The following is a 25,295-nucleotide window of genomic DNA, read 5'->3' as shown; positions in this document are numbered from 1 at the left end:
GCTGCTGATCGCATGTACTAAAAAACTTCTGTTATAATCCCCGGCTTTATCATCGCTAACGGCCGCGGATAAGAACATCTGTATGACTATTATCAAAGACCTGTCTTCTCATACTCCCATGATGCAGCAGTATCTGGGGTTAAAAAGTGAACACCCCGACATTTTGCTGTTTTACCGCATGGGTGACTTTTACGAACTATTTTATGACGATGCCAAACGCGCAGCGGCACTGCTGGATATTTCGCTGACCAAACGAGGCCAAAGCGCCGGTACACCGATCCCGATGGCGGGCGTGCCTTATCATGCGGTTGAAGGCTATCTTGCCCGTTTGGTACAGCTGGGCGAATCGGTGGCAATTTGTGAGCAAATTGGCGATCCGGCCACCAGCAAAGGCCCGGTTGAGCGCAAAGTAGTGCGCATTGTTACCCCAGGCACTGTTACCGATGAAGCCCTGTTAAATGAGCGCCAGGACAATTTGCTATGTGCTATCAGCCAGTTGCGTGGCCAATACGGCCTGGCACAGTTGGATTTAAGCAGCGGCCGGTTTTTGCTGAATCAGGTAGACAACATAGATGATTTAACTGCGCTGTTGCAGCGGCTTAACCCGGCAGAGCTGCTGTATCCGGAAGATTTCGCCGACAGTTATCTGGTAGAAAAACGCAAAGGCGCGCGCCGCCGCCCGGTGTGGGAATTTGAGCTGGCTACCGCTAAGCGTTTATTATGCCAGCAGTTTGCTACTAAAGACTTACTGAGCTTTGGTGTAGATGAAGCACCGGTAGCGCTAATGGCTGCCGGTTGCGTAATGCAATATGTTAAAGACACCCAACGCGCCGCCCTGCCGCATATCCGTGCAGTGGCGCTGGAACGCTCACAGGACAATATTGTGCTCGACGCCGCCACCCGGCGTAATCTGGAATTAACGCAAAACTTAGCCGGCAACTACGAACATACACTCGCCGCCGTGCTGGACCGCAGCCAGACAGCGATGGGATCGCGCCAGCTAAAACGCTGGATCCATGCACCGCTGCGTAATCAGGCACAGGTTAATGCCCGGCTGGATGCTGTAACCGAGCTAAATACAGAATATGAGCAACTGCAACCCCTATTAAAGCAAATTGGCGATATTGAACGGGTTATCGCCCGTTTAGCGCTGCGCAGTGCCCGCCCACGTGACTTTGCCCGTCTGCGTCAGGCGCTGCAGCAATTGCCGGTGCTGGCACCGCAGCTGTCCCCGCTTAGCAGTGCTTTACTGCAACAAATCAGCCAGGCTGCCCAGCCGCTGCCGCAGCTATGTACGCTGTTAGAACAGGCTATTGTAGAAACGCCACCGGTACTGATCCGCGATGGTGGTGTTATTGCCAGTAGTTACAATGCCGAGCTGGACCAATGGCGGGCTTTGGCTACCGGTGCCACCGATTATTTAGAACAACTGGAACAGCGCGAGCGCGAGCGCACCGGTATTGCGTCACTGAAAGTGGGCTTTAACCGTATTCATGGTTATTACATTGAAACCGGCCGCAGCGCCGACACCAAAGTGCCGCCGGAATATGTACGGCGCCAGACGTTGAAAAACAACGAGCGCTATATTATTCCCGAGCTTAAAGAGTACGAAGACAAAGTACTTGGCAGCCAGAGCAAAGCCTTAGCGCTGGAAAAACAGCTGTATGAGCAATTATTTGAGCTGACAGCCCCCTTCTTAGCCCCGCTACAGCAACTGGCGCAGGCACTGGCCGAGCTGGATGTATTGTGTACTTTTAGTGAGCGTGCCGACAGCCTGAACTATTGCCGGCCACAGCTTAGCAGCCAAACCGGCATAGTGTTGCAGCAAGCGCGTCACCCGGTGGTAGAGCAGGTATTAACCGAACCCTTTATTGCCAACCCGCTGCATTTACACCAGCAACGCCGTATGCTGATGATTACCGGGCCGAATATGGGCGGTAAATCTACCTATATGCGCCAAACTGCGCTGATTGTGCTAATGGCCTATATCGGCTGCTTTGTACCAGCCGACAGTGCCCAAATTGGCCCGATAGACCGTATTTTCACCCGTATTGGCGCTTCAGATGATCTGGCCTCCGGCCGTTCTACTTTTATGGTAGAGATGACCGAAACCGCCACTATTTTACATCACGCCACCGAGCACAGCCTGGTGCTGATGGACGAAATTGGCCGTGGTACCAGTACTTACGATGGTTTAAGTTTAGCCTGGGCCTGTGCCGATTATCTGGCAACTAAAATTAAAGCCTTAACCTTGTTTGCCACTCATTACTTTGAACTGACTGAACTGGCAGAGCAACTGCCGGGGCTGGCTAATGTGCACCTGGACGCGGTAGAGCATGGTGACAGCATAGTGTTTATGCACCACGTGCAGGACGGCGCCGCCAGCAAAAGTTTTGGCTTACAGGTAGCACAACTGGCCGGTGTGCCTAAAGCCGTTATTAAACAGGCGCGGCATAAACTCAGCGAGCTGGAGCAGCACGGCGGCACAGCATCGGTAAAAACAGCGTCAACAGCGATACAACCGCAACTTAGCCTGCTGGAAACAGAACACCCGGTAGTAGAGCAACTGCGCGATATTAACCCGGATGATTTAACCGCCCGTCAGGCACTGGAGTTATTGTATCAATTAAAACAACAACTGTAGCTTGACAAAAAATGTATACATTTTAAATTAGGTATACTTTTTTAGTTTGAGTTAACTTATGTCAATTAAAGATCTTAGCCTGTCGGCCATAGTCGCGGGGTTTGTTGCCGTATTGGTCGGCTTTGCCAGCTCGGTAGCGATAGTGCTGCAAGCTGCCGCTGCGGCCGGTGCCACGCAGGAGATAATGGCATCCTGGCTGTTGGCGCTGGGCCTGGGTATGGCTGCTACCTGTATTGGTTTGTCCTGGTATTATAAAGCGCCCATTATTACCGCCTGGTCTACCCCAGGCGCGGCCCTTTTAGCAACCAGCCTACAAGGCTTAACCATTAATGAAGCAGTAGGTGTATTTATATTTACCGCGGCACTTGGCGTTATTATTGGCCTTAGCGGTTGGTTTGATAAGTTAACCCGGCTTATTCCGCTGCCACTGGCCAGCGCCATGCTGGCAGGTATTTTGCTGCAGTTTGGCTTAAGTATTTTTACCTCACTGCAAAGCCAGTTATTACTGGTTGGCCTGATGTGTATCAGTTATTTACTGGCCAAACGCTTTATGCCGCGCTATGCCATTTTGTGGGTACTGTTAACAGGGCTACTGTGTGTAGTGGTACAGGGCCAGTTTAATTACAGTGCCGTTACGCTAAGCTTAACCACACCGGTATGGGTAACACCGCATTGGTCACTCAGCGCCTTACTCGGTGTTGGCCTGCCATTACTGCTGGTTACTATGGCATCACAGAATATCCCCGGTGTGGCGGTGATCCGTACCAGCGGCTATCAAACGCCGGTGTCACCGCTTATCAGCAGCACTGCCCTATCAACCTTACTGCTGGCCCCTTGGGGCGCTTTCTCCATTAACCTGGCGGCCATTACTGCGGCTATTTGCACGGGCACTGAAGCACATCCGGACAAAGACAAACGTTATATCGCCGGTATAGCTGCCGGTGTATTTTACCTGCTGGCAGGTTTGGCCGGCGCCACTGTGGTGGCGCTGTTTGCCGCTTTCCCTAAAGAAATGATTGCTGCGCTGGCTGGCCTGGCGTTGCTGGGCACCATTGGTGCGAATCTGGCAGTGGCTACCGCTGAAGGCGAGCACCGCGAAGCGGCTGTCGTTACGCTGTTGGTTACTGCCAGCGGTGTAAGTTTCTTTGGTGTTGCAGCTGCATTCTGGGGCATTATTGCCGGTGGTTTAACTCTGCTGATAATCAATGGCCTGCGCCGGAGCCACTGATGCTGAAAAAGCAACAGCTTTACAACCAGCTAAAACAGCATATTCAGCTGCAGCACTGGCCACCGGGTACCGTACTTACCCAGCAACAACTGGCAGAACATTATGGTGTAAGCCGTATAGTGGTACGCGATGTGCAACAGGCGTTATTGAGTGACGGCTGGCTGGAGCCGCATGGCAAAGCCGGTATGCAGGTGCCGGGTTTTAGCGTTACTGAAGCACAAGAGCTGTGTTTGTTGCGTTTACAATTGGAGCCGCTGGCACTGCAATTGGCCGCAGCCAATATGAGTTTCAGCCAACTTGGCCAGGCTGAAGACTTACTGGGCCATATTGCGGCGCATAAACATCTGGCGCCTTATCAGCGCGGAGAATTAAACTGGCAGTTCCACCGTATATTGTATCAAAGCTGCGCTAAGCCACATTTACTGCGCTTGCTGGACCAACTGCATCAGCAGGTATCACGCTATCTGGGGTATCAGGAGCAAGCCTTGGCCTATGCCGATACCAGTGCCGCTGAACATGCAGAATTACTCAGTTTATTGCGCCAGGGCGACACAGAGCAGGCCGGGAAATTGCTTGTAAGCCATATTACCGAGGCCGGTAATCTGCTGGTGCAGTTGCTACAAAAACAACAAGGCGCCAGATAGCGCCTTGTTTGGTTTTAATCAGGTTTTAGCATGGCTCAATCCTGAAACAGGGTCTCTATGTTTAGTCCCTGATGGGTCACAATTTCACGTAAACGCCGCAGTGCTTCAACCTGAATTTGCCGCACCCGCTCCCGGGTTAAACCAATTTCATGGCCAACATCTTCCAGTGTCGAAGGTTCATAGCCAAGCAAACCAAAACGCCGTGCCAGTACTTCACGCTGTTTTGGATTCAGCTCATTTAGCCATACCACTAAGTGCTGGCGGATATCTTCATCCTGCAGCTCAGTTTCCGGCCCCAGCTCTTTTTCATCAGCAATAACATCAAGCAACTGCTTTTCTGATGAGCCTGCTACCGGCGTATCTACCGAGGTTATTTTTTCATTTAACTTCAGCATTTTGCGCACTTCTTCCACCGGCCTGTCCAGCGCACTGGCAATTTCTTCCGGTGTCGGTTCGTGATCCAGCTTTTGTGACAATTCCCGCGCAGCACGCAGATATATATTCAGCTCTTTCACGACATGAATGGGCAGGCGGATGGTGCGGGTTTGGTTCATAATGGCACGTTCTATGGTCTGGCGGATCCACCAGGTGGCATAGGTCGAAAAGCGAAAACCGCGTTCAGGATCAAATTTCTCCACCGCGCGGATCAGGCCAAGGTTACCTTCTTCGATTAAATCCAGTAACGCTAAACCACGGTTAATATAGCGTCGGGCAATTTTAACGACTAAGCGTAAATTGCTTTCTATCATACGTTTACGTGCTGCCTGATCGCCCTTTAATGCCAAACGGGAAAAATACACCTCTTCTTCAGCAGACAATAATGGCGAAAACCCTATTTCACCCAGATAAATTTGTGTTGCATCCATAGTTTTATGGCTGTCATCACGGGCAAAAACATCTTCAGTCACACTTTCTTCAGCCGTTAAATCGGCCACATCCGGCTCTGCATCGTCTTCCAGCAACGTAGCATCGTCTATCAGTTCATCTTCTTTAAAATCTAAAACGTCATCGTCACTCTTTTGTCCCATATCCTTTCTCCCACGTCTACAGGGTCAGGAGCCAACTAAGGCGTATCGTATGCATTCCTGATATTACTTGTGCTTTTGATCTTATTATTTTGGTAAATATTTTAATGGGTCTACCGAGGTGCCACGAAAGCGGATCTCAAAGTGCAAACGTGGATCGGTAGCGTCAGTACTGCCCATTTCGGCTATCTGCTGTCCAGCAGTAACCATTTGTCTTTCTGTTACCAGCAGCTTGCGGTTATGCGCGTAAGCACTTAAGTAATCGTCATTGTGCTTGATAATAATTAAATTACCATAACCTCTTAACGCGTTGCCGGCATAAACTACTTGTCCGCTGGCCGCTGCATTTATTCTGTCACCTTCGCGCCCGGCAATATCAACCCCTTTATTTCCCTGTTGCTGATGCGAGAAACCGGAAATTATTTTACCTTTTACCGGCCACTGCCATTGCACCACGTTCCCAGTTAGGGTAGGATTTTGCGCCTTTTTTTCCGGCGCTGTATGGGTCTGAACATAACCCGTTTGATTTTTCGGTGCAACAGGTTTAGCCGGTTTTACCGAACTATTTGATTTTGCTTGGCTTGAATCATTCTTATTTGTATTTTGTGCGGTACTTGTTACGGGTTTAGTCGCCACTGGCTTCGCTGCCGGTTTAGCCATTTGCCGTGGGGGCACGCCGGTTAGCTTAAGCTGCTGTCCGGGGTAAATAGTATAAGGGCTGGCAATAGCATTCAGCCGTGCCAGTTCACGCACATCTTTACCAGCACGAAAAGCAATAGAATAGAGGGTGTCGCCGCGCTGCACGGTATAGCTGCTGGCAGATAAAGAACCACGGTTACGCTGCTGATAGAAATTTTCCCGCAGCTCCAGTGTACTGACCGGTGCTGGTGTTGAACGGGAAGAACAACCGCTTAACACCGTTGCCAGCAATATTAACCACAGACTGAAAGCACGCGCCAAAAGTCTGACCGGACGTGCTGTTGCGTAATACAGGTAGCTGTGGCTAGTACAACGAATAAAAACCTCCTTTAGTCTTTCGTCGTCGCATTTTCCGCCGTAGCAGGCAGAGTAAACCATTTTTCCAGATTTAACAGCATTAACATAATCCCTACGCCAGCAACCAGGCATACTAATGCCATACCGATATCTGCATCACCTACCTGCCTGGCATACTGCCATGGCAGATACATTTTCTGCTCTGCCTGCCAGGGCCAAATACGGTAAAAGGCGCCGATCACCACACCAATTAACAGCGCCAGCGTAGCATCATGGTAATGCTGCAACAGCCAGTTTAGTAAACGGGAAAAACTCAGTAAACCAAAAATACAGCCGGCCAGAAACAGCGCCAGTACACCAAATTGTAGTTCCGTTACCGCCAGCAATACCGGAGCGTACATGCCTAAAATCAGCAAGATAAAACTGCCGGATATACCCGGCAGTATCATCGCACATATTGCTATCGCACCGGCAATAAAGAACAACCAGGGGGCGGGGTTAAGTTCATGTGGTGCCAGCATACCAACTGATACAGCAAAAGCCACACCCAGCACACACAACCCGGCCCGTAGTAAGCTCCAGCGCAGGCTTTTTATTAACGTGGGTAATGCTGCCAGGATCAGGCCATTAAACAGCGCCCATAACGGAATGGGCCGATATTCAAGAAAATAGCTAATAACGCCGGCCAGAGAAAAAATGCTGATAAAGATGCCGCCAAACAAGCAGAGTAAAAATGTCCCATCAATATGCTGCCACAGCGCGGCAACTCTGCCACGGCCAAGCAAACGCAATGCCTGCACATTGCAGTTACTAATGGCGGCCAGCAAACGCTCATAAACCCCCAGAATAAAAGCCAAAGTACCGCCTGACACACCCGGCACCACATCAGCAGCCCCCATTGCCAGCCCTTTTATAATCCACTGAATATATTGCATGAGTTTTCCTTAATCAGGCCAGTGCGCCCGGCACAAGAGGCACAAAACGCACCGCTTCAATGTCCGTGCTGCTAAAATCATCGCCATTACGCTGGTATACCCGTAAAACCTGATCGTGTAATCCCACCGGGATCACTAACCGGCCGCCCTCAGTAAGTTGCTGTAATAAGGCTACAGGCACTTCAACCGGGGCCGCAGTAACAATAATACTGTCAAATGGCGCTTTACTGGGCCAGCCCTGCCAGCCATCACCATGTTTCATCGATACGTTGTGTAAATCCAGTTGCTGTAAGCGCCGCTTCGCCTGAAACTGTAACGCTTTAATCCGCTCAACACTGCATACATGCGAAAACAGCCTGGCCAGTATTGCAGTTTGATAGCCTGAGCCGGTACCAATTTCTAATACCTTACCTGGTGCTTTGTCCTGCAATAATAATTCGGTCATGCGGGCAACAATATAAGGCTGAGAAATAGTCTGGCCCTGGCCAATTGGCAGTGCGGTATTTTCATAAGCCTTATGTGCCAGCACGGCCTCAACAAACTGATGGCGTGGTGTGTGCGCTATAGCCGCCAGAACCTGCGGATTGCGGATACCCTCAGCCTGAAGTTTTTGCGCCAGTACCGCGGCGCTGCGTGACGTTGCTACTGCCATATTACAAGCTAATCCCCTCTAACCACTGTCGTAAGGTATCCATACTTTTATAGGCCGACATATCAATTTGCAGTGGTGTTACAGACGCATAACCATTGGCTATGGCATAAAAATCAGTGCCCTCACCAGCATCCAGTTCCGGCCCCAGTGAGCCATACCAGTATATTTTTCTGCCCCAGGGATCGGTAGCACTGGTCATGGTTTCGGCTTTATGGCGCCGGCCCAGACGGGTAACCTGAATGCCTTTTAACTGTTCTATTGATACCGCCGGTACATTAATATTTAAAATCTGATCTGCAGGTAACGGGTGAGACTTCAGCTTTTTAATCACCTGCACAGTAACATAAGCAGCCGTGGCAAAATGCTCCTCATCGCGTCCGGCCAACGAAACCGCAATAGCGGGTAATCCTAAATGCCGCCCTTCAGTGGCAGCGGCAACAGTACCTGAATACAGCACGTCATCGCCCAGGTTAGCACCATGGTTAATACCCGCTACTACCAGATCCGGCGTGAAATCCAATAACTGGCTGATGGCTAAATGCACACAGTCTGTCGGTGTGCCATTTACCGATAAAAAGCCATTTTCCATTTGCTGTACCCGTAACGGGTTTATCAGCGTTAATGAATTACTGGCACCACTACAGTTACGATCAGGCCCGACAGTCGTCACTTCAGCAATCTGGCTTAATGCCTGTTGCAACACCTGCATTCCTTTGGCATGCACACCATCATCGTTACTTAATAAAATTCGCATTTGGCTACTCCATATCAACGGTTTTACGGCCGCAATCCTGGTACTTCAGCAGCTCTCTGAGCACACTGGTAGCAAAACAACCTGCCGGTAATGCAAAGCTTACCGTTAAATCATTACCTTGCTGTTGCACGGTAAATTGCTGCGGCAGCAGCCGTATCGCCCGCCGTTCGGCTTTTAAACGATAATCTTCCAGCCCCTGCACCAGATCGCTGTGCTGCGCAAGCACCTGCTGCTCAAATTCTGCTGCGGCACCACTGACCATTGGCTCACCAATGCCCGCCAGCACCGCGGTAATATGCAAGTCCTGCTGTTGCAGACGCTGCTGCAAAGTAGCATCAGCCTCTGGCGCCCGAAACACCGAGCCAGAGCCATTTAGCTGCAGCACATCACCATGTTGTACGGTATTAAATAACCCCGCACTAATGCGGGCACTAACCTGCTGATTAAACACATAAGAGCGGGCAGCGGATAATGCCAGGCCCCGCAGTTTACGATCAGTAATACTCTGGCCATTAAACAGCTGCTGCGCTAACGCCAGATTGCCACCGTTAATACCAAAACGCTGCTCACCATAATAATTCGGCACGCCCTGGCCGAGTAAAGTGGCACGCTTTAGCACATCAGCAATATCTGACACCTGACGCAAGCAAATCTGAAACAGATTAGCTTTAAGTGCACCTAACCGCAGTTTGCGGTAGTGGCGCTGCACATCCAGCACAGTGCAGCCCTCAAGCTGCCAGCTTTGCCAGTCCAGCGATTGCTTAATTGGCCATTTAAAACAAAACCACTGCCGGGTAACCGCATGGCGGTCTTTTAAACCGGCATAACTGATATCGCGGGCACGCAAGCCGGTAAGCTCTGCCAATTGTTTAGCCACATATTGAGTATTTTGGCCGGTTTTTTCGATATACAGCAAAATATGTTCACCGGCACCGCTGGGGCTGAAATTAAGCTGCTCTTCAACAATAAAGTCATTACTGTGCTGGCGTAATAGCGCAGTAGCTGCGGGCTCGCCGTACAGATAACTTAATGGTTGTACAGTTGTCATACGCCAACCAGCAGTACCACGGCCTCTGCCGCTATACCCTCTTTACGGCCAACAAAGCCCAGCTTTTCGGTGGTAGTGGCTTTTACATTTACCTGTGACAACTGGCAGGCTAAATCATCGGCAATACACTGGCGCATGGCATTAATATGCGGCGCCATTTTAGGCGCTTGCGCCATAATAGTGATATCCAGATTACCGATTTTATAACCGGCCGCACTGACATCAGCAAACACTTTACGCAGTAATATCCGGCTATCTATACCTTTAAAGGCAGCGTCCGTATCAGGAAAATGATGGCCAATATCGCCAAGCGCTACTGCGCCAAGTAAAGCATCAGATAACGCATGTAACACTACATCACCATCAGAATGTGCCAGCAGGCCCTGCGTATATTCAATTTTAACGCCGCCCAGCGTTACCGGGCCTTCGCCACCAAAGGCGTGTACATCAAAGCCGTGACCAATACGCATATTCATTAACTACTTTGCTCCAGATAAAACGCAGCCAGGGCTAAATCGGCTGGCTGGGTAATTTTAATATTGTCGCTGTGGCCTTCAACCAGCAGCACACTGTGGCCAGCCCATTCCATGGCGGAAGCTTCGTCAGTAATGTGTACCCCGGCACTAATGGCGTCATGCAAAGCAGCTTTTAATAACGCGGTAGGAAAAAACTGCGGTGTCAGTGCATGCCATAAATGTTCGCGGCTTACCGTTTCTGCCACCATTAATTCGCCGCGTTTCATCGTATCGCGCACACGGCAGGCCAAAATGCCGCCCTCTCCCCTGGCTAAACAACGCTGAATAAGCAGCTCAATATCCGTTTGACGTACCAACGGCCGGGCCGCATCGTGTACCAGCACCCAGGGGTACTGATGTTCATCAACAAAATTCAGCGCACTGAGCACAGAATGCATACGCTCATCGCCACCTTTAACCCGGATAACATTACTGTGGCTTAACGCGGTAGCATCAAAATAGGGGTCATCTGCTGCCAGCGCCAGCCAGATTTGCTCAACACCAGCAACCGACTGCAATCTGGCAACACTGTGTTCCAAAATAGTTTTACCGTGCAAAACCAGATATTGCTTGGGCCGATCTGCCTGCATGCGTTTGCCAACGCCCGCAGCGGGCACTATGGCGGCAATGGCGGGATAATTAAGGTTAGTCATTAAATGTTTTACCCGGCTCTGCCTGGCTGAATAAACGGAAGAATACTTCGTCTTGCTTAATTAGGCCCAACTCATTGCGGGCGCGCTCTTCAATCGCTTCCAGCCCCTGCTGCAAGTCGGTAACGTCGGCTTTTAATAAACGGTTACGCTTTTCCAGCTCCAGATTACTGGCTTGCTGGGTACGCAGCTCTTCTTGCAAACGAATGTAATCGGCAATACTGTGCTGGCCCAACCACAAACGGTATTGCAGCAAGCCCAGCACAATTACCAGCAGTAAAGTGAGTATTCGCATAATACAGCTTCATTAAACAGACTGCGGCCATTATGAAGCCTCTGCCCCCGATTGCAAAGCAGGAATACCAACATCAGGCTAACATTGCCGGTAAAGGTTTGGCAAAATTTTGCCAGTTTAACCGGCTGGCCAGTAACAGTTCGCGCAGGCTAAGCAAACGTGGCGGCTTTTTGTCACCATTTAACCACTGATGGCCACAGCAAGCCGCTGTCATAATGGCCTTGGCGGGTTTTAAGACAAATTTATCACTGTTTTCCTGCGCCAGCGGTGTGCCGGAAAAACTAAACCACCCATGTTCATTGCAGTGTAAACGTTGTTCAATAAAATCGACTTCATCTACGCTATCAAGCACTATCTGCTCGTGTGTCAGTTGAGTTATGTACACCGGCACTATCAAACCGGGTTTAGCATATTTGCTATAGAACGCGTCGATAGGATCGGCCTGTTGTTTACGTGCCGGGCAATTTGCTGCCTGTTTGTGATACCAGGACGCATTCTGGCTGTCTAACTGCAGCGTGGTATTTTGTTGCAATATATTGCTGGCGGCCCGGCGGATATAAAATGGCAGGCTGGCTAAACGATTGGGCAGGCGCAACAACTGCTCAGTGCTAAGCTGCGATAAGCGCAGCAGTTCACGCTCATACAAAGCGTTACACAGCTCAGTATAAGTCTGGTTGTCTCTGGACACCTGCCAGAAGTGGGGTTGGTTGCTAACGGCATCAATCATGGCCAGATGTTAGCCAATCGCCCGGCGCTTGTAAAAGCAAATCCGTGGGATATGCATAATAATTCCGTCGTTTTTATAGCGAAAAAAGTACAAAAAAGGTAGCGTTACTGCATGCTTACTCAACTGCACTCGCTACGCAATGCTGCAGGCAATACGGATTACCAGATGAACCGACGCAAATTTCTTTTAACCGCCGTTGGCGCACCGCTGGCAGCGGCATTTGGCACTAAAGTGGTGGCTATGGCACGGCACTACCCGCTGGATGAACTGCTGGCGCAATTAAAACGTTTACCGGCAGCTAAACTGACCAGCCATGGCAACTGGAGTGTCAGCCAAGTGTTTCAGCATCTGGCACAAAGTATCCGCTACTCTCGCCTTGGCTACCCGCAGGCAAAATCAGCTTTGTTTCAGTACACTGCAGGCGCGGCTGCATTAAATGTATTCTCAGCCAGCGGCACCATGTCGCATCCACTGGATGAGCCTATTCCCGGCGCGCCCAAATTGGTAGATGCCGTACCTAACGACGTAGCACTGGCCGAACTGGTAACCGAAATTGAATTGTTTATTGCCTGGCAAGGCGATTTAGCGCCGCATTTTGCTTATGGCAATTTGACCAAAGCACAATATTACAGTGCGCATTACCTGCATGTGCAAAATCACCTGCAGGAAATTACACTAAGCTAACGCTATACCCGGCGGGTGAGGCCGCCGGGGCACGCGTTACAGATACTGATAGGCTTTGTCGCCCCAGCCACTGAGTTTGTTTTGCTTAAAAATAAGCGGCGTGCATTCATCTTTAGTGGTTTTACCATCACTTTTTACATGATGAGTGCGATAAAACAGTACTTGCACCGTTTCACCGTCTTTATTAAACGACTCAGTAAAATCGGGCGTCCCCAATAAAGTGCGTACGTCTTCTGCGCTAGTATTCAGGGCCAGCCGGTTAATCTGTTCCTGATTATACTGCTGGGTTTTCTTCCAACTGCTATCATCATTCAACTCGTGCTTGCCTCCCACTGCAATCACACATCCTGATAAGGTAACTGCCAAGGCCGCGGCCACAAATACTTTTGCTAACATAATGATTTTCCTGTGTTGTTTTAATAATCAGCCGCAGCAGCGGCCTGTAATTATCCCAGCAAATGCCATGCCACAGATTAAAACAATATAAAACATACACTTATAAAATTACCGCTACTATCTGTCGGCGCTTAGTGGTAAATTTCGCTATTAGTTAGTCAAACAGGCAAAAGCCATGACAGATCCCGTACAACTGTTACAACAAGTTGCCGCCCAGCTGCAACGTGAAGGCAAAACGCCCAGCCTGGCGTTATTTCGTGCCCGTTTAGCCGGGCGTATCGCGCCACAACAGTTATTTGCCGCCTACCAGCAGTGGCGGAACAACCCGATATTAGATGATACCGCCCCAAGCCAGGAGCCCGCACCAGTGCTTGCCACAACTGAATGCTCAGACAACACCCTGGCGCAAACTCTGGCGCGCATTGAAGCCAAGCTGGATTTACTGTTAAGCAAGCTGGATAAATAGCCATGTATCTGGCTGAACTGCAGTTTAAGGTCATTGCTGATACCGACTTTACCAGCGCTGAAAGTGCTATTCGCCGCTATATTGAAACCCTGATATTTAATGGCCAGGTGCTGGGGCGGGAATTTCCAACCGCCTGGCAGCAAGACAGCTTTAACAGCCGCATAGTGTTGCCGGATGAGCAGGCTTTACAACAAAAACACCACAGTGACAAAGGCCTGGATGCTCTGCAGCAATTAGCTCCGGCAGGCCTGGCTTATCCGCAAGTACATATTCTGGGTATGGATCTGATGTCGCAGCATACCGATCCCTGTCACAGCGCCGATTTTTATATTCTGTACAGCCGCTTTAATGACACCTGCTCACCGGTTCGCTGCGGTGAACATTTTGCGCCAGTGCCGTTATATCTGCTAAACACAGAAGCGGCAGATCATGAAAAGCTTATTCGCTGGCAGCTGCAGTATCAAGCGCTGGACGAAATACAAATGCAGCAAACGCGGGTACTGGTTAAAAGTGCAGAACGCAGCTTGCAGCAGCTAAACAGCAGATTAAATAAACAGGGCCGGCAACTGGCACGCCAGTTGGAACGGGCTAATAACACAGCGGTGTACTATGCGTTGTACAGTGGCAGCAGTAATAACTGTGAAAAAGAGCCGGATAAACCCTGCCCCGGCTGCGGTGGAAACTGGCGCTTAAAGCAGCCATTACAGCAGTTATTCGACTTTAAATGCGATAACTGCCGTTTGCTGGGTAATATTGCCTGGGATTGTCAAAGCCCGTCGTAACTACAAGGTGCCAGCTGGCTGATAAAATCAGCCAGGCTTTCGGCCAGTTTTTCTTTTACTTCCTGCCCTACATGCTCTACAAACACTTCACCTGTGCTGTTAAGTACCGACAGCAAAATATCATCATCTTCAGTGGTAGCAAAAAACACCGTTTCGCGCTGTTTTAACCGCCGTTTCATAATAATATGGCCGATAATGTTTTCCTGCAGCCGCTTTACATCATCGCTGTTCCATACCATTAGCAGCAACAGCTTGCCACGGCTATGCTCAGCGGCCAGACCCGCACCATACTGCATCTGATAAAAGCTTTTGATATCAGGGTGTAACTCCAGCTCAAGTGCCCGCTCAACATTCGAAAAATCAGCAGGCGGCTGCTGCAATACCGGCTGCCATTGCACCTTGTCGCCCACAGCCTCTGCCACCTGGCAGGGGGACGGGCTTTTGGGATCAGCCCAGGTGGTTAATGTCAGCTGTTGCTGCTGATGCCACAGTACCGCACGCTGAATAAATTGACTGTAATTCGTTGCCAGGGCCACGCGACCTTCCATCAAACTTTATGATAAACTTGCACCATTGTAACGCTAACTACGCCGTGATGACAAAAACAGACATGACCAGCAGCCACTCAGAACTTCTTGCCGGATTAAGCCTTGGTAAAGTAACCGCCTATGCCGATCAGTATGATGCCAGCTTATTGCAGGCAGTACCGCGCAGCCTGGGCCGGGATGACATTGGTCTGGCATCAGCAGCCTTACCTTTTGTTGGTCAGGACATCTGGCACGGTTATGAGTTGTCCTGGCTTAATGCCAAAGGTAAACCTATGGTAGCGTTGGCTACTTTTGTGGTGCCTTACGATTCAGCAAACTTGATTGAATCCAAGTCTTTTAAGTTGTACCTCAACAGTTTTAACCAAAGCCGCTTTGCTGATCTGGGCCAGGTGTATCAACATTTGCAGCGCGATTTATCGGCCTGTGCCGGTAAAACGGTAAAAGTCAGCCTGCATAACGTTAATGAGATTATGGCGTTTCAGCCTACCTGGATCCCAGGGCGCTGTATTGATGATCTGGATATTGAAATTACCCAGTACCACTATGATGCCAGCTTACTGCAAACCCAAACTGATGCCGATATTGTTGAAGAGAAACTGCACTCACACTTACTTAAATCGAATTGTTTAATTACCTCTCAACCCGATTGGGCCAGTGTTTATATCCATTACCGTGGCAAAGCGCTGGATCACGCAGCCCTGTTACGTTATTTAATCAGCTTTCGCAGCCACAACGAGTTTCATGAACAATGTGTCGAGCGTATCTTCAGCGACATCTGGTCGCATTGTCAGCCCAGCTTTTTGTGTGTTTATGCCCGCTATACCCGTCGCGGCGGGTTGGATATTAACCCCTGGCGTGCCAGTGAACCCTGCACCCCACCGGCAATTCGCTTAAGCCGACAATAACCATGTAATATTACAAGAATACTTTCAAAGCCAAAAAAACCCCAAAAATAAACACCAAGCAAATCAATGGAATAAAAATCTGTAAATTTAAATTAACAGCAAAAAGCCTATAAAACCTGAAATAAGCACGGAAACATTACAGGTTGACTTTCAAAAACTAATATTTTCTGTTTAAATATGCAGCGTCTGGCAGACGGACTGCCAGACAGTAGTTCCAACAAGGAATGCTGATTATGCAACATCTGACCTCTGCTGAAGAACAAACCTGGTTACCTTATTACCTGTGTAAAAAGTAAACCGGACAATAATAAAGATAAATCCCCTGCTACAGCAGGCCTTCGGGCCTGCTGTTTTTTATCTGCTAAGGCATTTTGCTTAAAACAGTGATCGCATTTATTACTTTTGCCGATATACTTAAATCTAAACATAGATTTAACAGCAAACCTTCAGGTGGTAGTCTTGCAAGACGACACACAAAAACAACTGGCCAATGCGCTTAAAGCACGTAAAGCGTTGGAAGATACCTATGAAGCCCAGTTTAAAATTCTGGCCCAGTTTGTCTCACGGCTGTCCCTGGCGTGCAAAGGGGTTGATGTCGATTTAGATAACCGGTTGGCAAAATTGCGAACCGAACTAAACCGTGGCACCGATCTGGAAAAACTGCTGCCGTTTATTGAAGCCACCAGCGACAATCTTAAGCTGTTAGAATCAAGGCATCAGGCCGATATTCAAAGCATGCAGCAGGGCCTGGCAGATGCAGGTAAGCTGCTGCAGCAACAAAAAGGCCTGCCGGATCAGCTGCGTCGCGATTTACGCCTGTTATTGGGTAAAGTCGGCCAACCTTCTGCTACGGTGCATGCATTTTTACCGCATCTCACTGAACTGACCAAGCTGTATCAAAACGTGCTGCAAGCCAAACAACAACTGGCCAACAGCGATGACGATGATGACGTACGCTACGGCCATATTTGCCGCCAAATTAGTGTCGAGTTAACCAACCTGCTGAGCGAGCTGGCGTTTGCCGAAGAAAGCGCTGCCGAAATTGATGAAATTAGGCTGAGTTTGCTGGGCAAACTGCCCATTGATGCCCTGCTGGAAGCTTGCTTAAAAACCATCGGCATTATTATCAGCAGTATTAATCGCGAGCGTCAGTCGGCTGAACATTTTTTATTAAAACTCAATGATGCCCTGACCAGCGTGCAACAATCAGTGGTATCGTCGTTAAGTGCATCGACCGATCTGAAACAAAAAATGCTGGTGCTGAATCAACAAATTGAGTTGCAAATTGATCATCTTAGCCATGTCAGCCAAAAGGCCACGTCGCTGGAACAGTTAAAATTACTGGTCAGTGATAAGTTAACTGCTATTACCGGATCATTACGTGAAAAAGAGCAGCTGGAACAGCAGGAACGGCAACAATTGCTGTTAACGCTTGGCAGTATGGAACAGCGTCTGGGCGAGCTGGAAACAGATGCCGGCACCTTTAAAAAGCGCATTGCCGAGCAAAATTTCCGCAGCCTGCAAGATGCACTAACAGAAATACCTAACCGCGCGGCCTTTGATGAGCGCTACCAATTAGAAATTAAACGCTGGCAGCGCTATAAAAAGCCGCTTTGTGTGGTATTGGCAGATGTTGACCATTTTAAAAATATTAATGACAGCTACGGCCACAGCGCCGGTGATAAAACGCTGAAAGTGATTGCTAAAACGCTGAAACTTAACCTGCGCGAAACTGATTTTATCGCCCGTTACGGTGGTGAAGAGTTTATTATGCTATTTCCGGAAACCGAGTTAGCCGAACTGGAAAAGCGGCTTAACGCCTTAAGGGAAAAAATTGGTAAAATCCCTTTTAAATTCAAAAATGTAAATGTGCCTATTACCATTTCATTTGGCGCGACCCGATTTACAGAACAAGACACCAATCGCAGTGCTTTTGATCGTGCCGATGAAGCGCTGTACGAAGCCAAAAAAGCAGGCCGTGATAAAGTTATTCTTAAACCTGCCTCCTGACACGGCATTAACCTAATATATAAAGGAGCACATATGCATGTGCAGTTGAACCCACTTGGGTCTATGGATTTATTATCACAGCTGGAAGTTGACCATTTAAAGCAAAATACCCAGCAAGAAGCCTTCCGTTTATTTCGTAACTGCTGTTTGGCAGTGCTGAATGTGGGTAGCCACACCGACAGCTCAGCCGAAATTTATGAGCAGTTCAGCGATTTTGCCGTTAATCTGATCAGCCGCGAACGCGGCATTAAAATTGAATTATTTAATCCGCCGCACAGCGCCTTTGTTGACGGTAAGATTATCAAAGGTATACACGAGCACCTGTTTGCCGTACTGCGCGATATTCTGTTTTATCACAGCCGCTTACAAAGCAGTAAAAGCTGGCTGGATCTAAACAACAGCGATCATATTACTCACACCGTATTTGATATTTTGCGCAACGCCCGTGTTATTGGCGCCAGTAACGAGCCTAATATGATTGTTTGCTGGGGCGGCCACTCTATTAATGAAGTGGAATATAAATACACCAAAGAAGTAGGCTATGAACTTGGGCTGCGTGGCATGGATATTTGCACCGGCTGTGGTCCTGGCGCCATGAAAGGCCCGATGAAAGGCGCCACCATCGGCCACAATAAACAACGCATTAGCAGCGGCCGCTACCTTGGCCTGACAGAGCCGAGCATTATTGCTGCCGAACCACCAAACCCTATCGTTAACGAGCTGGTGATCCTGCCGGATATCGAAAAACGGCTGGAAGCTTTTGTCCGGGTAGCACACGGCATTATTATTTTTCCTGGCGGCGCAGGTACCGCAGAAGAACTGCTATATCTGCTTGGCATTATGCTGCACGAAGAGAACCAGCAGCAGACATTACCTATTATTTTAACCGGGCCAAAGCAAAGCGAGGCTTACTTTGGCGAAATTGCCAGTTTTATCGAAAATACCCTGGGTAGTGCAGCATTAGAACTGATTGAAATTATTATTGATGATGCCCCCGCAGTAGCGCGTAAGCTGAAGCTGGCCGCTGCCGAGGTACGGCATTACCGTAAATCTGTCGGTGACGCCTACCACTTTAACTGGACACTGCAGATAGAACCGGACTTTCAGCAGCCTTTTATCCCGAATCATCAGAATATGGCCGCACTGGACTTGCACCTGGGCCAGGACAGCGCAACACTGGCGGCTAACCTTCGCCGGGCCTTCTCCGGTATTGTTGCCGGTAATGTCAAAGACGAAGGTATTAAAGCCATTCGCCAACATGGCCCTTTCCAGATAAGCGGTGAGCCCAAACTGATGCAAATGATGGATACGCTATTACAGGCTTTTGTAGACCAGGGCAGAATGAAGCTGCCAGGCAGCAAATATGAACCCTGTTACAAGGTAGTACGCTAACATGGCACACTTGCTGTTAATTGATGCGCTGAACCTGATACGCCGGCTTTACGCCGTGCAGGAGCGGCCATATCTGCCTGTAACCGACGAAGTTGCTGAGGGCACCAAAACTCAGATCATTCGTAATACAGAAAATATGCTGCGTCAGGCACTGGCAAGATTACAGCAAGAATTAGCACCAAGCCACGCTGTACTGGTATTTGACGGACGCAACAGCCTGTGGCGTAAAACGCTGTATGCTGAATACAAAGCGAACCGTAAACCAATGCCAACCATTCTGGCAGATGCCCTGCCCGGACTACAGCAATGTGCCAAGACCCTTGGCTTTGACAGCGTGCAACAGGATGAATATGAAGCTGATGATATTATTGCATCAATTGCCGTAAAGCTGGCGCAACACGGCCAGCAGGTTACCATAGTGTCAACCGACAAAGGTTTTTTACCACTGCTAAGCCAGCATATTCAAATTTACGATGCCTTTGCCCGCCAGCACCAAACCGAAGCAGCGGTGCAGCAAAAGTTTGGTGTCAGCACCACTCAACTGGTGCGTTACTGGAGCCTGGTGGGTGACAGCACCAACAATATTCCCGGCGTAAATGGCATTGGCCCCAAGGGCGCCCATGATCTGCTGGCGCTGGGGGCTACGCTGACCGAAGCACTGGAACACCCGGATTGCCATAAAAAATTGCGCGAAAAGATTCTGCAGCATAAAGAACAAATTAAAGTTTTTATGCAAATTCTGGCATTAAAAACCGATGTACAGCTGGGGCTAAACCTGCAGGATATGCGGATCCAACCAGTGGTTAGCGCCTGATATGATGCAAAAAGCCGCTTCTGTGTTTCAGCTTAAACTACGTAAATGGACCTGGCTCGGTATTGGGCTGGCGGTGTACCTGCTGCTCACTGCCACAGTTTATTTCTGCTATCAGGATGATGTCGATCAAATGACCTGGGTAGACAGGGAAGCCTTTAACCATAAGCTGATAAGCCAGTATAAACTGACCGACAACCTGACACAGGACGACGTCATGCGTCGCCTCGGCACACCAGACATTACTGAAGCCGTGCTGCAGGGCAAAGATCTGTATCAGGTATTGTATTACCGCACCCACCGCAGCGTTGCAGATGGCATAACCACCGCTGATGAATGCACAGCATTGCTGTTTAAAAACCGCTACCTGCAAGCCATAGGCGAAGAAGCAGTGCAGCGCTACAGTGTTATTAGCGGTCATGCAAACTGACCCAGGCCCATGGCAGCGTTATCAGCAACTTTACCAACACTGCGTTAGCCAGGCTGACACTTCAGCTGAAGCCTTGTACAAAAGCGCAATACAGCTGAGCAAACAGCGCGAAGCACTTGATACCGCAGTCACTTATGACAGCATTAGCCAGCCAATCCACCAGCTGCCAGCATCACTGTGGCGTATTGAGGTATTGTTGTATCTTGCCGGTTGCTATCAGTTGCACCCGCTTAACCGGCGTTTACTGCTGCTTGCCGGCTGCTGCAGCGCTTTAGTGTCTGCAGTGCAAACAGAGCCATTGCCGTACCCTGCCCTGACTGCTGCAAAGCAGCTTAAAGCGCTGCCGCAAGCTGCCAGCGTAGTTAAAGTGTTAAGTGGTTGCTATGCCACTGAGCGCAAACAAGCGCAATGGCAACAAACTCTGATAAGCCTGCTGCTGACACAAAGTGAGTATCTGTCTAACCGCAGCGCATGGCAGGGGCAGATAGCCACGCGCCTGATGCTAAGCCAAAGTGACTATGAATTAGATATTTTGCACCAGCTACTGCAGCAGCCAGTTACAGAGCTAACACCACAGCCGGATACCTTTGCCCATTTGCTGCAACATTCCCGCTTTAACGAACTGCGCTATTATGACAACCAAGCCTTAGCGCATTACCTGACAATCAGCCCGGAGCGTTCGGCGCCCTTGCTGGCACTGGCAAGCCAGTTAAACCGCCAGCAGCAAAGTGTGCAAAGCGTAAAGCTGGCTATTGGCATTATCGGCCGGGATGCCTTGCCTGCCGCGCTGGCTCAGGCAGAGCTACAGCATTATCTCAGTGCCCTGCGTCACCCATGGCAGGAGGTGTTTAGTCAGTTTTGTCATGTGCTTGCACAAGCGCTGCAACTGTTTATGCCCAAGCTGCAAAGCACCGATAGCCGCTTGCTGGCACTGTGTTGCTGCGCCCCGCTATGGCTTAACCCACTTTACCAGCGCACTGCGCTGGTTAACCGCTCAGCCACCGGTTATCAGAGCCTCTTTAATCCGGCACTGAATTGTGCCAGCGAAACTTACCTGTCACAGCTTATTGAACTGCTGCAGCTATACCAGCTGGATCATTACAGCGCCGCGGTTACGGCCTGGCTACAACCCAGTACAGGCCAGCGTTTAACAGCAGTTGCGGTTAACCTGCAACTGGCATGGCATAGCAGCCTGGTGCTGTACTGCGCAGCATCAGCCCAATCCTTTAACGCTCTGCTGAGTAAAACTACAACGGCTGGCAATACAGCGGTTGCAGCAGATGTGTGGCTGCAACAACTGATACAACGCAGCCAATGCTATTACCCCATCAGCCTTAAATTGTAGTTTTATTACAACATTCACCAACCTTATACCGTATATAACACAGATAACTGCGCTAAACTGGCACCAAACTGGCGTAATGTGCCGAAAAATGCTATATTCTGCGCCGTTTTCAGGCCCGCCAGAGGCCCTCTTTCCTAATAAATACGACAGCTAAGGATCCCCCATGAGCAAGCAAATTATTACTGTCATTAAAGGCGATGGCATAGGCCCAAGTATCGTTGAAGCCGCCATTCAGGTACTGGATAAAGTGGGCTGCAACTTCGATTATGAATATGTCGATGCCGGTTTAACTGCGCTGGAAAAAACCGGTGAGCTGTTACCACAAGCCACGCTGGATGCCATTGCCCGCAATAAAATCACCTTAAAAGGCCCGCTGACCACGCCAGTGGGTGAAGGTTTTACCTCTATTAACGTAACACTGCGTAAGAAATTTAACCTGTACTCTAACGTGCGCCCGGTTATTTCATTTAAAGGCACTAAAGCCCGTTACGAAAACATCGACATCATCACTATCCGTGAAAACACCGAAGGTATGTACTCTGGCCATGGCCAGGTCGTGTCTGCCGACGGCCTGGTAGCAGAAGCCACCAGTATTGTGACTAAAGAAGGTGCCGAGCGTATTGCAGTGTTTGCCTTTGAAACCGCACGGCGCGAAAAGCGCAAGAAAGTGACTATTGTACACAAGGCCAACATTCTGAAATCCACCTCAGGTTTATTTCTGAAAACAGCGCGTGAAGTGGCTACCCGGTACCCGGATATTGAAGCACAGGAAATGATTGTTGATAACGCCTGTATGCAGCTGGTAATGAACCCGCAACAGTTCGACGTTATTGTTACTACCAACCTGTTTGGCGATATTTTGTCAGATTTATGCGCTGGTTTAGTCGGTGGTTTAGGTATGGCGCCAGGTGCTAACATTGGTACGGATTGCGCCATTTTTGAAGCAGTACATGGCAGCGCGCCGGATATTGCCGGTAAAAACCTGGCTAACCCAAGCTCAGTAATTCTGGCCTCTATTCAGATGCTGGAATATTTAGGCATGCAGGATAAAGCGGAGAAAATCCGCAGTGCTCTGGCCGATGTTATCGCCACCGGCGATCGCACCACCCGTGATTTAGGCGGCAGCTTCGGCACCACCGACTTTACCGCTGCGGTATTAGAGCGTTTATAAACCTAAACTGTATGCAGCCGGTTCAGGCATGAACCGGCATGCTCACGGCAACAATAGGGACCTTATATGTCTCAACTGAATAACCCGCTGCATGGCGTTACGCTGGAGCAAATTGTCACTGCACTGGTTGATCACTTTGGCTGGCCGGGCCTGGCAAAACAGATTGATATCAACTGCTTTAAAACAGATCCGTCGGTAAAAAGCAGCCTGAAGTTTTTACGTAAAACGCCCTGGGCAAGGCAGAAAGTAGAAGAGTTATATGTAGCAACCAAGCTGTATCAGTAACGCTGATCCAGCTTTGGTTTGTTTAGCTGTTATACCCTAGCCATTATAAATAGCACCACCGCTACCAATATAATTCTGCAATACGCTATTGGCGGCATCACGCTGTACCAGTTGCACTACTTCTACGCCTGCATCACGTAAATACTGATAACTCTGCGCAAATACCGGGCCTTCGTCAAAACCGATAGCACGGGCATCTTCAGCAGTAGCAGCGCATACCAAACGCTTTACACCACTCCACAAAGTACCGCCTAAACACATGGCGCAGGGTTCACACGAGGTAAATAGTTCACGCTTAACACCATCGGCCGATAAACTAAAGCTTTGCACATTTTGCTCTGCCAGCATTATCGCCATCATTTCGCCATGTGCAGTAGAGTTATGCAGTGGCACTACCCGGTTTACACCCACGCTAACCAGTTTGCCGCTGTCGCAGTCAAAAATAGCGCTACCAAAAGGGCCGCCGGTGCCGCGCAGCACGTTTTGTTTTGACAGCTCGACCGCCAGCGCCATTTTTTCATCGTCGTTTTGATACACTTTTTGCCAGTCGACTACGTCGTTAATCCAGTCCGGCAAGTGCAGGGTTAATTGTTGTACTGCTGTCATTTTTACTCCAAAAACATCTGCTAGCAACCGAGTCGGATTACCCACGCCAACACGCCGTAAACCCATCCATGGGGGCTCGACTCAGGCATCCATGCCTTCAACGGTTAGCTTAGAGCAATCCGACTCTCAGCCTCTCGCTTATTTACTTCTCAGCCAACGGCTTGCTATAAGCCAGTTCCATATCCCATGGCAGCTGGATCCAGGTGTCCTGCTCGATATCTGTTACGTATTTATCCACCAGCGGCTTACCTTGCGGCTTGGCATACACAGTAACAAAGCAGGCTTTAGGGAAATGCTCACGCAGGGCTTTGGCCGTTTCACCGGTGTCCACCAGATCATCCACAATCAGCAGTTTGTCAGAATCAGCCAGACTGGCATCTTTTAAAATGCTCAGGCTGCCTTGTTTATCATGCTCATAACTGGCAACACAAATGCTGTCTACCACGCGGATATTCAGCTCGCGGGCCAAAATAGCTGCCGGCACCAGGCCTCCTCGGCTTACCGCCACTATAGCGTTATAATCTTGCCCCAGCAGCTGATACGCCAGCTCTTTGGTGGCACGGTGAAACGCTTCCCACGATACATAAAACATTTTATTAGTTGATAATGACATCTGTCGGCCCTGCAAAATCGGTTAAACGGAAATTATAAGCAGCCCAGTGCCACTTCAACCATTTCATTAAAGCTGGTCTGGCGCAGCTCAGCACTTAATGCTTCACCGGTACGGATATGGTCGCTTACCGTAAAAATAGCCAACGCATTAATGCCGTATTCTGCCGCCACGCCATATAAACCGGCCGCTTCCATTTCTACCGCCAGCACGCCGTATTTTTCCAGGGTGTCGAATAAGGTTTCGTCCGGGTTGTAGAACAAATCGGAGGTAAACACATTACCTACTTTTACATTAATATTTTTTGCCCTTGCAGCAGCTACGGCTTTTTCCAGCAGGTTAAAACTGGCAATAGCGGCAAAATCCATGCCGGCTAAACGGTTACGGTTTACGCTGGAATCGGTGCTGGCGCCCATACCAATCACCACATCACGTACTTTTACGTCCAGCGGCAAACCGCCACAAGAGCCAATACGGATAATATTTTTTACACCATAAAACTTTACCAGCTCGGTGGCATAAATAGACATCGACGGTACGCCCATACCCGAGCCCAGCACGCTTACCGGTTTACCTTTATAAGTACCGGTGTAGCCAAACATATTACGTACGGTATTGACACATACCGCGTCAGTTAAAAAAGTTTCTGCAATATGCTTAGCCCGAAGCGGATCGCCCGGCATTAATACGGTTGCTGCAAAAGCGCCTTCTGGCGCATTAATATGCGGAGTTGCCATAAAA

29 protein-coding genes are annotated in these 25,295 nt (G+C 49.4%); 14 read left to right on the top strand and 15 right to left on the bottom strand.

All coding sequences use genetic code 11. From position 1 onward, the window contains the following. The first annotated feature begins 82 nt into the window (after nt 1-82). The 3 genes from mutS to BLW68_RS16285 are packed head-to-tail and all read left to right on the top strand — an operon-like array spanning nt 83 to nt 4,516. On the top strand, nt 83-2,644 hold the full coding sequence (gene mutS / locus BLW68_RS16295) for a DNA mismatch repair protein MutS (protein ID WP_092795642.1): 2,562 nt from the start codon (nt 83-85) through the stop codon (nt 2,642-2,644). Between the two features lie 58 nt (nt 2,645-2,702). Beyond that, nucleotides 2,703-3,872, top strand: coding sequence for a benzoate/H(+) symporter BenE family transporter (locus BLW68_RS16290; protein ID WP_092795640.1), 1,170 nt, complete (start codon nt 2,703-2,705; stop codon nt 3,870-3,872). Further along, the gene (locus BLW68_RS16285; RefSeq protein ID WP_092795638.1) at nt 3,872-4,516 is read left to right on the top strand and encodes a GntR family transcriptional regulator; all 645 of its coding nucleotides are present in this window, start codon (nt 3,872-3,874) and stop codon (nt 4,514-4,516) included. The genes BLW68_RS16290 and BLW68_RS16285 overlap by 1 nt, the downstream gene beginning before the upstream one ends. 35 nt (nt 4,517-4,551) lie before the next feature. Here the strand turns inward: BLW68_RS16285 and rpoS are convergent, their stop codons facing one another. The 10 genes from rpoS to BLW68_RS16235 all read right to left on the bottom strand — a co-directional run bounded on the left by rpoS (nt 4,552) and on the right by BLW68_RS16235 (nt 12,113). After that, on the bottom strand, nt 4,552-5,544 hold the full coding sequence (gene rpoS, locus BLW68_RS16280) for an RNA polymerase sigma factor RpoS (protein WP_092795635.1): 993 nt from the start codon (nt 5,542-5,544) through the stop codon (nt 4,552-4,554). Nucleotides 5,545-5,628: 84 nt separating this feature from the next. Further along, nucleotides 5,629-6,501 carry a peptidoglycan DD-metalloendopeptidase family protein gene (locus BLW68_RS16275; protein ID WP_245728369.1) on the bottom strand — a complete coding sequence of 291 codons (873 nt, stop codon included), beginning with the start codon at nt 6,499-6,501 and terminating at the stop codon, nt 5,629-5,631. A gap of 68 nt (nt 6,502-6,569) precedes the next feature. After that, nucleotides 6,570-7,472, bottom strand: coding sequence for a DUF368 domain-containing protein (locus BLW68_RS16270; protein ID WP_092795631.1), 903 nt, complete (start codon nt 7,470-7,472; stop codon nt 6,570-6,572). A gap of 13 nt (nt 7,473-7,485) precedes the next feature. After that, nucleotides 7,486-8,124 carry a protein-L-isoaspartate(D-aspartate) O-methyltransferase gene (locus BLW68_RS16265; protein ID WP_092795629.1) on the bottom strand — a complete coding sequence of 213 codons (639 nt, stop codon included), beginning with the start codon at nt 8,122-8,124 and terminating at the stop codon, nt 7,486-7,488. 1 nt (nt 8,125) lies between these two features. Further along, complete coding sequence (surE, locus tag BLW68_RS16260) at nt 8,126-8,878, bottom strand: 5'/3'-nucleotidase SurE (protein ID WP_092795627.1); 753 nt, start codon at nt 8,876-8,878, stop codon at nt 8,126-8,128. A 4-nt stretch (nt 8,879-8,882) separates the two neighbouring features. Continuing rightward, nucleotides 8,883-9,926 carry a tRNA pseudouridine(13) synthase TruD gene (truD, locus tag BLW68_RS16255; RefSeq protein ID WP_092795625.1) on the bottom strand — a complete coding sequence of 348 codons (1,044 nt, stop codon included), beginning with the start codon at nt 9,924-9,926 and terminating at the stop codon, nt 8,883-8,885. Continuing rightward, complete coding sequence (gene ispF, locus BLW68_RS16250; protein ID WP_092795623.1) at nt 9,923-10,402, bottom strand: 2-C-methyl-D-erythritol 2,4-cyclodiphosphate synthase; 480 nt, start codon at nt 10,400-10,402, stop codon at nt 9,923-9,925. The genes truD and ispF overlap by 4 nt, the downstream gene beginning before the upstream one ends. Continuing rightward, on the bottom strand, nt 10,402-11,094 hold the full coding sequence (ispD, locus tag BLW68_RS16245; protein ID WP_092795621.1) for a 2-C-methyl-D-erythritol 4-phosphate cytidylyltransferase: 693 nt from the start codon (nt 11,092-11,094) through the stop codon (nt 10,402-10,404). Before ispD ends, ispF begins: the two co-directional genes overlap by 1 nt. After that, on the bottom strand, nt 11,087-11,386 hold the full coding sequence (gene ftsB, locus BLW68_RS16240; RefSeq protein WP_092795619.1) for a cell division protein FtsB: 300 nt from the start codon (nt 11,384-11,386) through the stop codon (nt 11,087-11,089). The genes ispD and ftsB overlap by 8 nt, the downstream gene beginning before the upstream one ends. A 73-nt stretch (nt 11,387-11,459) precedes the next feature. Further along, complete coding sequence (locus BLW68_RS16235) at nt 11,460-12,113, bottom strand: hypothetical protein (protein WP_092795617.1); 654 nt, start codon at nt 12,111-12,113, stop codon at nt 11,460-11,462. 165 nt (nt 12,114-12,278) lie between these two features. On the opposite strand from BLW68_RS16235, the gene BLW68_RS16230 reads away from it, so the two are divergent. Next, nucleotides 12,279-12,797 (top strand): DUF1569 domain-containing protein, encoded by a 519-nt coding sequence (locus BLW68_RS16230; protein WP_092795778.1) that lies wholly within the window; start codon nt 12,279-12,281, stop codon nt 12,795-12,797. Nucleotides 12,798-12,833: 36 nt separating this feature from the next. Here the strand turns inward: BLW68_RS16230 and BLW68_RS16225 are convergent, their stop codons facing one another. After that, the gene (locus BLW68_RS16225) at nt 12,834-13,193 is read right to left on the bottom strand and encodes a DUF3192 domain-containing protein (RefSeq protein ID WP_092795615.1); all 360 of its coding nucleotides are present in this window, start codon (nt 13,191-13,193) and stop codon (nt 12,834-12,836) included. Nucleotides 13,194-13,368: 175 nt separating this feature from the next. On the opposite strand from BLW68_RS16225, the gene BLW68_RS16220 reads away from it, so the two are divergent. Continuing rightward, nucleotides 13,369-13,659: a hypothetical protein gene (locus BLW68_RS16220; RefSeq protein ID WP_092795613.1), complete on the top strand. Its 291-nt coding sequence runs from the start codon at nt 13,369-13,371 to the stop codon at nt 13,657-13,659. 2 nt (nt 13,660-13,661) lie between these two features. Further along, nucleotides 13,662-14,441, top strand: a complete 780-nt coding sequence (locus tag BLW68_RS16215; protein ID WP_092795610.1) for a Zn-ribbon-containing protein — start codon at nt 13,662-13,664, stop codon at nt 14,439-14,441. Here the strand turns inward: BLW68_RS16215 and syd are convergent. Continuing rightward, on the bottom strand, nt 14,426-14,977 hold the full coding sequence (gene syd, locus BLW68_RS16210) for a SecY-interacting protein (RefSeq protein WP_092795608.1): 552 nt from the start codon (nt 14,975-14,977) through the stop codon (nt 14,426-14,428). The genes BLW68_RS16215 and syd overlap by 16 nt on opposite strands. A gap of 20 nt (nt 14,978-14,997) precedes the next feature. Between syd and queF the strand changes: the two genes are divergently transcribed. The 8 genes from queF (at nt 14,998) to BLW68_RS16170 (ending at nt 23,338) form a co-directional block, all read left to right on the top strand. Further along, on the top strand, nt 14,998-15,894 hold the full coding sequence (queF, locus tag BLW68_RS16205; RefSeq protein WP_245728368.1) for an NADPH-dependent 7-cyano-7-deazaguanine reductase QueF: 897 nt from the start codon (nt 14,998-15,000) through the stop codon (nt 15,892-15,894). A 450-nt stretch (nt 15,895-16,344) separates the two neighbouring features. After that, nucleotides 16,345-17,904 carry a GGDEF domain-containing protein gene (locus BLW68_RS16200; protein ID WP_425438503.1) on the top strand — a complete coding sequence of 520 codons (1,560 nt, stop codon included), beginning with the start codon at nt 16,345-16,347 and terminating at the stop codon, nt 17,902-17,904. Nucleotides 17,905-17,937: 33 nt separating this feature from the next. Then, nucleotides 17,938-19,296: a nucleotide 5'-monophosphate nucleosidase PpnN gene (gene ppnN, locus BLW68_RS16195; RefSeq protein WP_092795604.1), complete on the top strand. Its 1,359-nt coding sequence runs from the start codon at nt 17,938-17,940 to the stop codon at nt 19,294-19,296. A 1-nt stretch (nt 19,297) separates the two neighbouring features. Then, entirely contained in the window at nt 19,298-20,110 is an 813-nt protein-coding gene (xni, locus tag BLW68_RS16190; protein ID WP_092795602.1) for a flap endonuclease Xni, read from the top strand. Between the two features lies 1 nt (nt 20,111). Next, on the top strand, nt 20,112-20,537 hold the full coding sequence (locus BLW68_RS16185) for a DUF3192 domain-containing protein (RefSeq protein WP_092795600.1): 426 nt from the start codon (nt 20,112-20,114) through the stop codon (nt 20,535-20,537). Further along, complete coding sequence (locus BLW68_RS16180) at nt 20,527-21,882, top strand: hypothetical protein (protein ID WP_092795597.1); 1,356 nt, start codon at nt 20,527-20,529, stop codon at nt 21,880-21,882. Before BLW68_RS16185 ends, BLW68_RS16180 begins: the two co-directional genes overlap by 11 nt. A gap of 163 nt (nt 21,883-22,045) precedes the next feature. Further along, on the top strand, nt 22,046-23,053 hold the full coding sequence (locus tag BLW68_RS16175; protein WP_092795594.1) for an isocitrate dehydrogenase: 1,008 nt from the start codon (nt 22,046-22,048) through the stop codon (nt 23,051-23,053). Between the two features lie 66 nt (nt 23,054-23,119). Next, nucleotides 23,120-23,338, top strand: coding sequence for a VF530 family protein (locus BLW68_RS16170; RefSeq protein ID WP_092795592.1), 219 nt, complete (start codon nt 23,120-23,122; stop codon nt 23,336-23,338). Between the two features lie 36 nt (nt 23,339-23,374). Here BLW68_RS16170 and BLW68_RS16165 read toward each other — a convergent pair whose 3' ends face one another. From BLW68_RS16165 to deoD, 3 genes are all read right to left on the bottom strand, one after another. Further along, the gene (locus BLW68_RS16165) at nt 23,375-23,944 is read right to left on the bottom strand and encodes a nucleoside deaminase (RefSeq protein WP_092795774.1); all 570 of its coding nucleotides are present in this window, start codon (nt 23,942-23,944) and stop codon (nt 23,375-23,377) included. A 142-nt stretch (nt 23,945-24,086) separates the two neighbouring features. Then, nucleotides 24,087-24,557 carry a xanthine phosphoribosyltransferase gene (gpt, locus tag BLW68_RS16160; RefSeq protein WP_092795590.1) on the bottom strand — a complete coding sequence of 157 codons (471 nt, stop codon included), beginning with the start codon at nt 24,555-24,557 and terminating at the stop codon, nt 24,087-24,089. Between the two features lie 32 nt (nt 24,558-24,589). Continuing rightward, on the bottom strand, nt 24,590-25,291 hold the full coding sequence (deoD, locus tag BLW68_RS16155; RefSeq protein WP_092795588.1) for a purine-nucleoside phosphorylase: 702 nt from the start codon (nt 25,289-25,291) through the stop codon (nt 24,590-24,592). Nucleotides 25,292-25,295: the final 4 nt, after the last annotated feature.

The organism is Rheinheimera pacifica (genome assembly GCF_900108485.1).
Lineage (GTDB): Bacteria > Pseudomonadota > Gammaproteobacteria > Enterobacterales > Alteromonadaceae > Alishewanella > Alishewanella pacifica.
This window is presented reverse-complemented; position numbering and strand designations above follow the sequence as displayed.

Excerpts from the sequence above, each read along its gene's own strand:
- mutS (WP_092795642.1), top strand. The coding sequence starts at position 83 with ATGACTATTATCAAAGACCTGTCTTCTCATACTCCCATGATGCAGCAG.
- BLW68_RS16290 (WP_092795640.1), top strand. The coding sequence starts at position 2,703 with ATGTCAATTAAAGATCTTAGCCTGTCGGCCATAGTCGCGGGGTTTGTT.
- BLW68_RS16285 (WP_092795638.1), top strand. The coding sequence starts at position 3,872 with ATGCTGAAAAAGCAACAGCTTTACAACCAGCTAAAACAGCATATTCAG.
- rpoS (WP_092795635.1), bottom strand. The coding sequence starts at position 5,544 with ATGGGACAAAAGAGTGACGATGACGTTTTAGATTTTAAAGAAGATGAA.
- BLW68_RS16270 (WP_092795631.1), bottom strand. The coding sequence starts at position 7,472 with ATGCAATATATTCAGTGGATTATAAAAGGGCTGGCAATGGGGGCTGCT.
- BLW68_RS16265 (WP_092795629.1), bottom strand. The coding sequence starts at position 8,124 with ATGGCAGTAGCAACGTCACGCAGCGCCGCGGTACTGGCGCAAAAACTT.
- surE (WP_092795627.1), bottom strand. The coding sequence starts at position 8,878 with ATGCGAATTTTATTAAGTAACGATGATGGTGTGCATGCCAAAGGAATG.
- truD (WP_092795625.1), bottom strand. The coding sequence starts at position 9,926 with ATGACAACTGTACAACCATTAAGTTATCTGTACGGCGAGCCCGCAGCT.
- ispF (WP_092795623.1), bottom strand. The coding sequence starts at position 10,402 with ATGAATATGCGTATTGGTCACGGCTTTGATGTACACGCCTTTGGTGGC.
- ispD (WP_092795621.1), bottom strand. The coding sequence starts at position 11,094 with ATGACTAACCTTAATTATCCCGCCATTGCCGCCATAGTGCCCGCTGCG.
- ftsB (WP_092795619.1), bottom strand. The coding sequence starts at position 11,386 with ATGCGAATACTCACTTTACTGCTGGTAATTGTGCTGGGCTTGCTGCAA.
- BLW68_RS16235 (WP_092795617.1), bottom strand. The coding sequence starts at position 12,113 with ATGATTGATGCCGTTAGCAACCAACCCCACTTCTGGCAGGTGTCCAGA.
- BLW68_RS16230 (WP_092795778.1), top strand. The coding sequence starts at position 12,279 with ATGAACCGACGCAAATTTCTTTTAACCGCCGTTGGCGCACCGCTGGCA.
- BLW68_RS16225 (WP_092795615.1), bottom strand. The coding sequence starts at position 13,193 with ATGTTAGCAAAAGTATTTGTGGCCGCGGCCTTGGCAGTTACCTTATCA.
- BLW68_RS16220 (WP_092795613.1), top strand. The coding sequence starts at position 13,369 with ATGACAGATCCCGTACAACTGTTACAACAAGTTGCCGCCCAGCTGCAA.
- BLW68_RS16215 (WP_092795610.1), top strand. The coding sequence starts at position 13,662 with ATGTATCTGGCTGAACTGCAGTTTAAGGTCATTGCTGATACCGACTTT.
- queF (WP_245728368.1), top strand. The coding sequence starts at position 14,998 with ATGATAAACTTGCACCATTGTAACGCTAACTACGCCGTGATGACAAAA.
- ppnN (WP_092795604.1), top strand. The coding sequence starts at position 17,938 with ATGCATGTGCAGTTGAACCCACTTGGGTCTATGGATTTATTATCACAG.
- xni (WP_092795602.1), top strand. The coding sequence starts at position 19,298 with ATGGCACACTTGCTGTTAATTGATGCGCTGAACCTGATACGCCGGCTT.
- BLW68_RS16185 (WP_092795600.1), top strand. The coding sequence starts at position 20,112 with ATGATGCAAAAAGCCGCTTCTGTGTTTCAGCTTAAACTACGTAAATGG.
- BLW68_RS16180 (WP_092795597.1), top strand. The coding sequence starts at position 20,527 with ATGCAAACTGACCCAGGCCCATGGCAGCGTTATCAGCAACTTTACCAA.
- BLW68_RS16175 (WP_092795594.1), top strand. The coding sequence starts at position 22,046 with ATGAGCAAGCAAATTATTACTGTCATTAAAGGCGATGGCATAGGCCCA.
- BLW68_RS16170 (WP_092795592.1), top strand. The coding sequence starts at position 23,120 with ATGTCTCAACTGAATAACCCGCTGCATGGCGTTACGCTGGAGCAAATT.
- BLW68_RS16165 (WP_092795774.1), bottom strand. The coding sequence starts at position 23,944 with ATGACAGCAGTACAACAATTAACCCTGCACTTGCCGGACTGGATTAAC.
- gpt (WP_092795590.1), bottom strand. The coding sequence starts at position 24,557 with ATGTCATTATCAACTAATAAAATGTTTTATGTATCGTGGGAAGCGTTT.
- deoD (WP_092795588.1), bottom strand. The coding sequence starts at position 25,291 with ATGGCAACTCCGCATATTAATGCGCCAGAAGGCGCTTTTGCAGCAACC.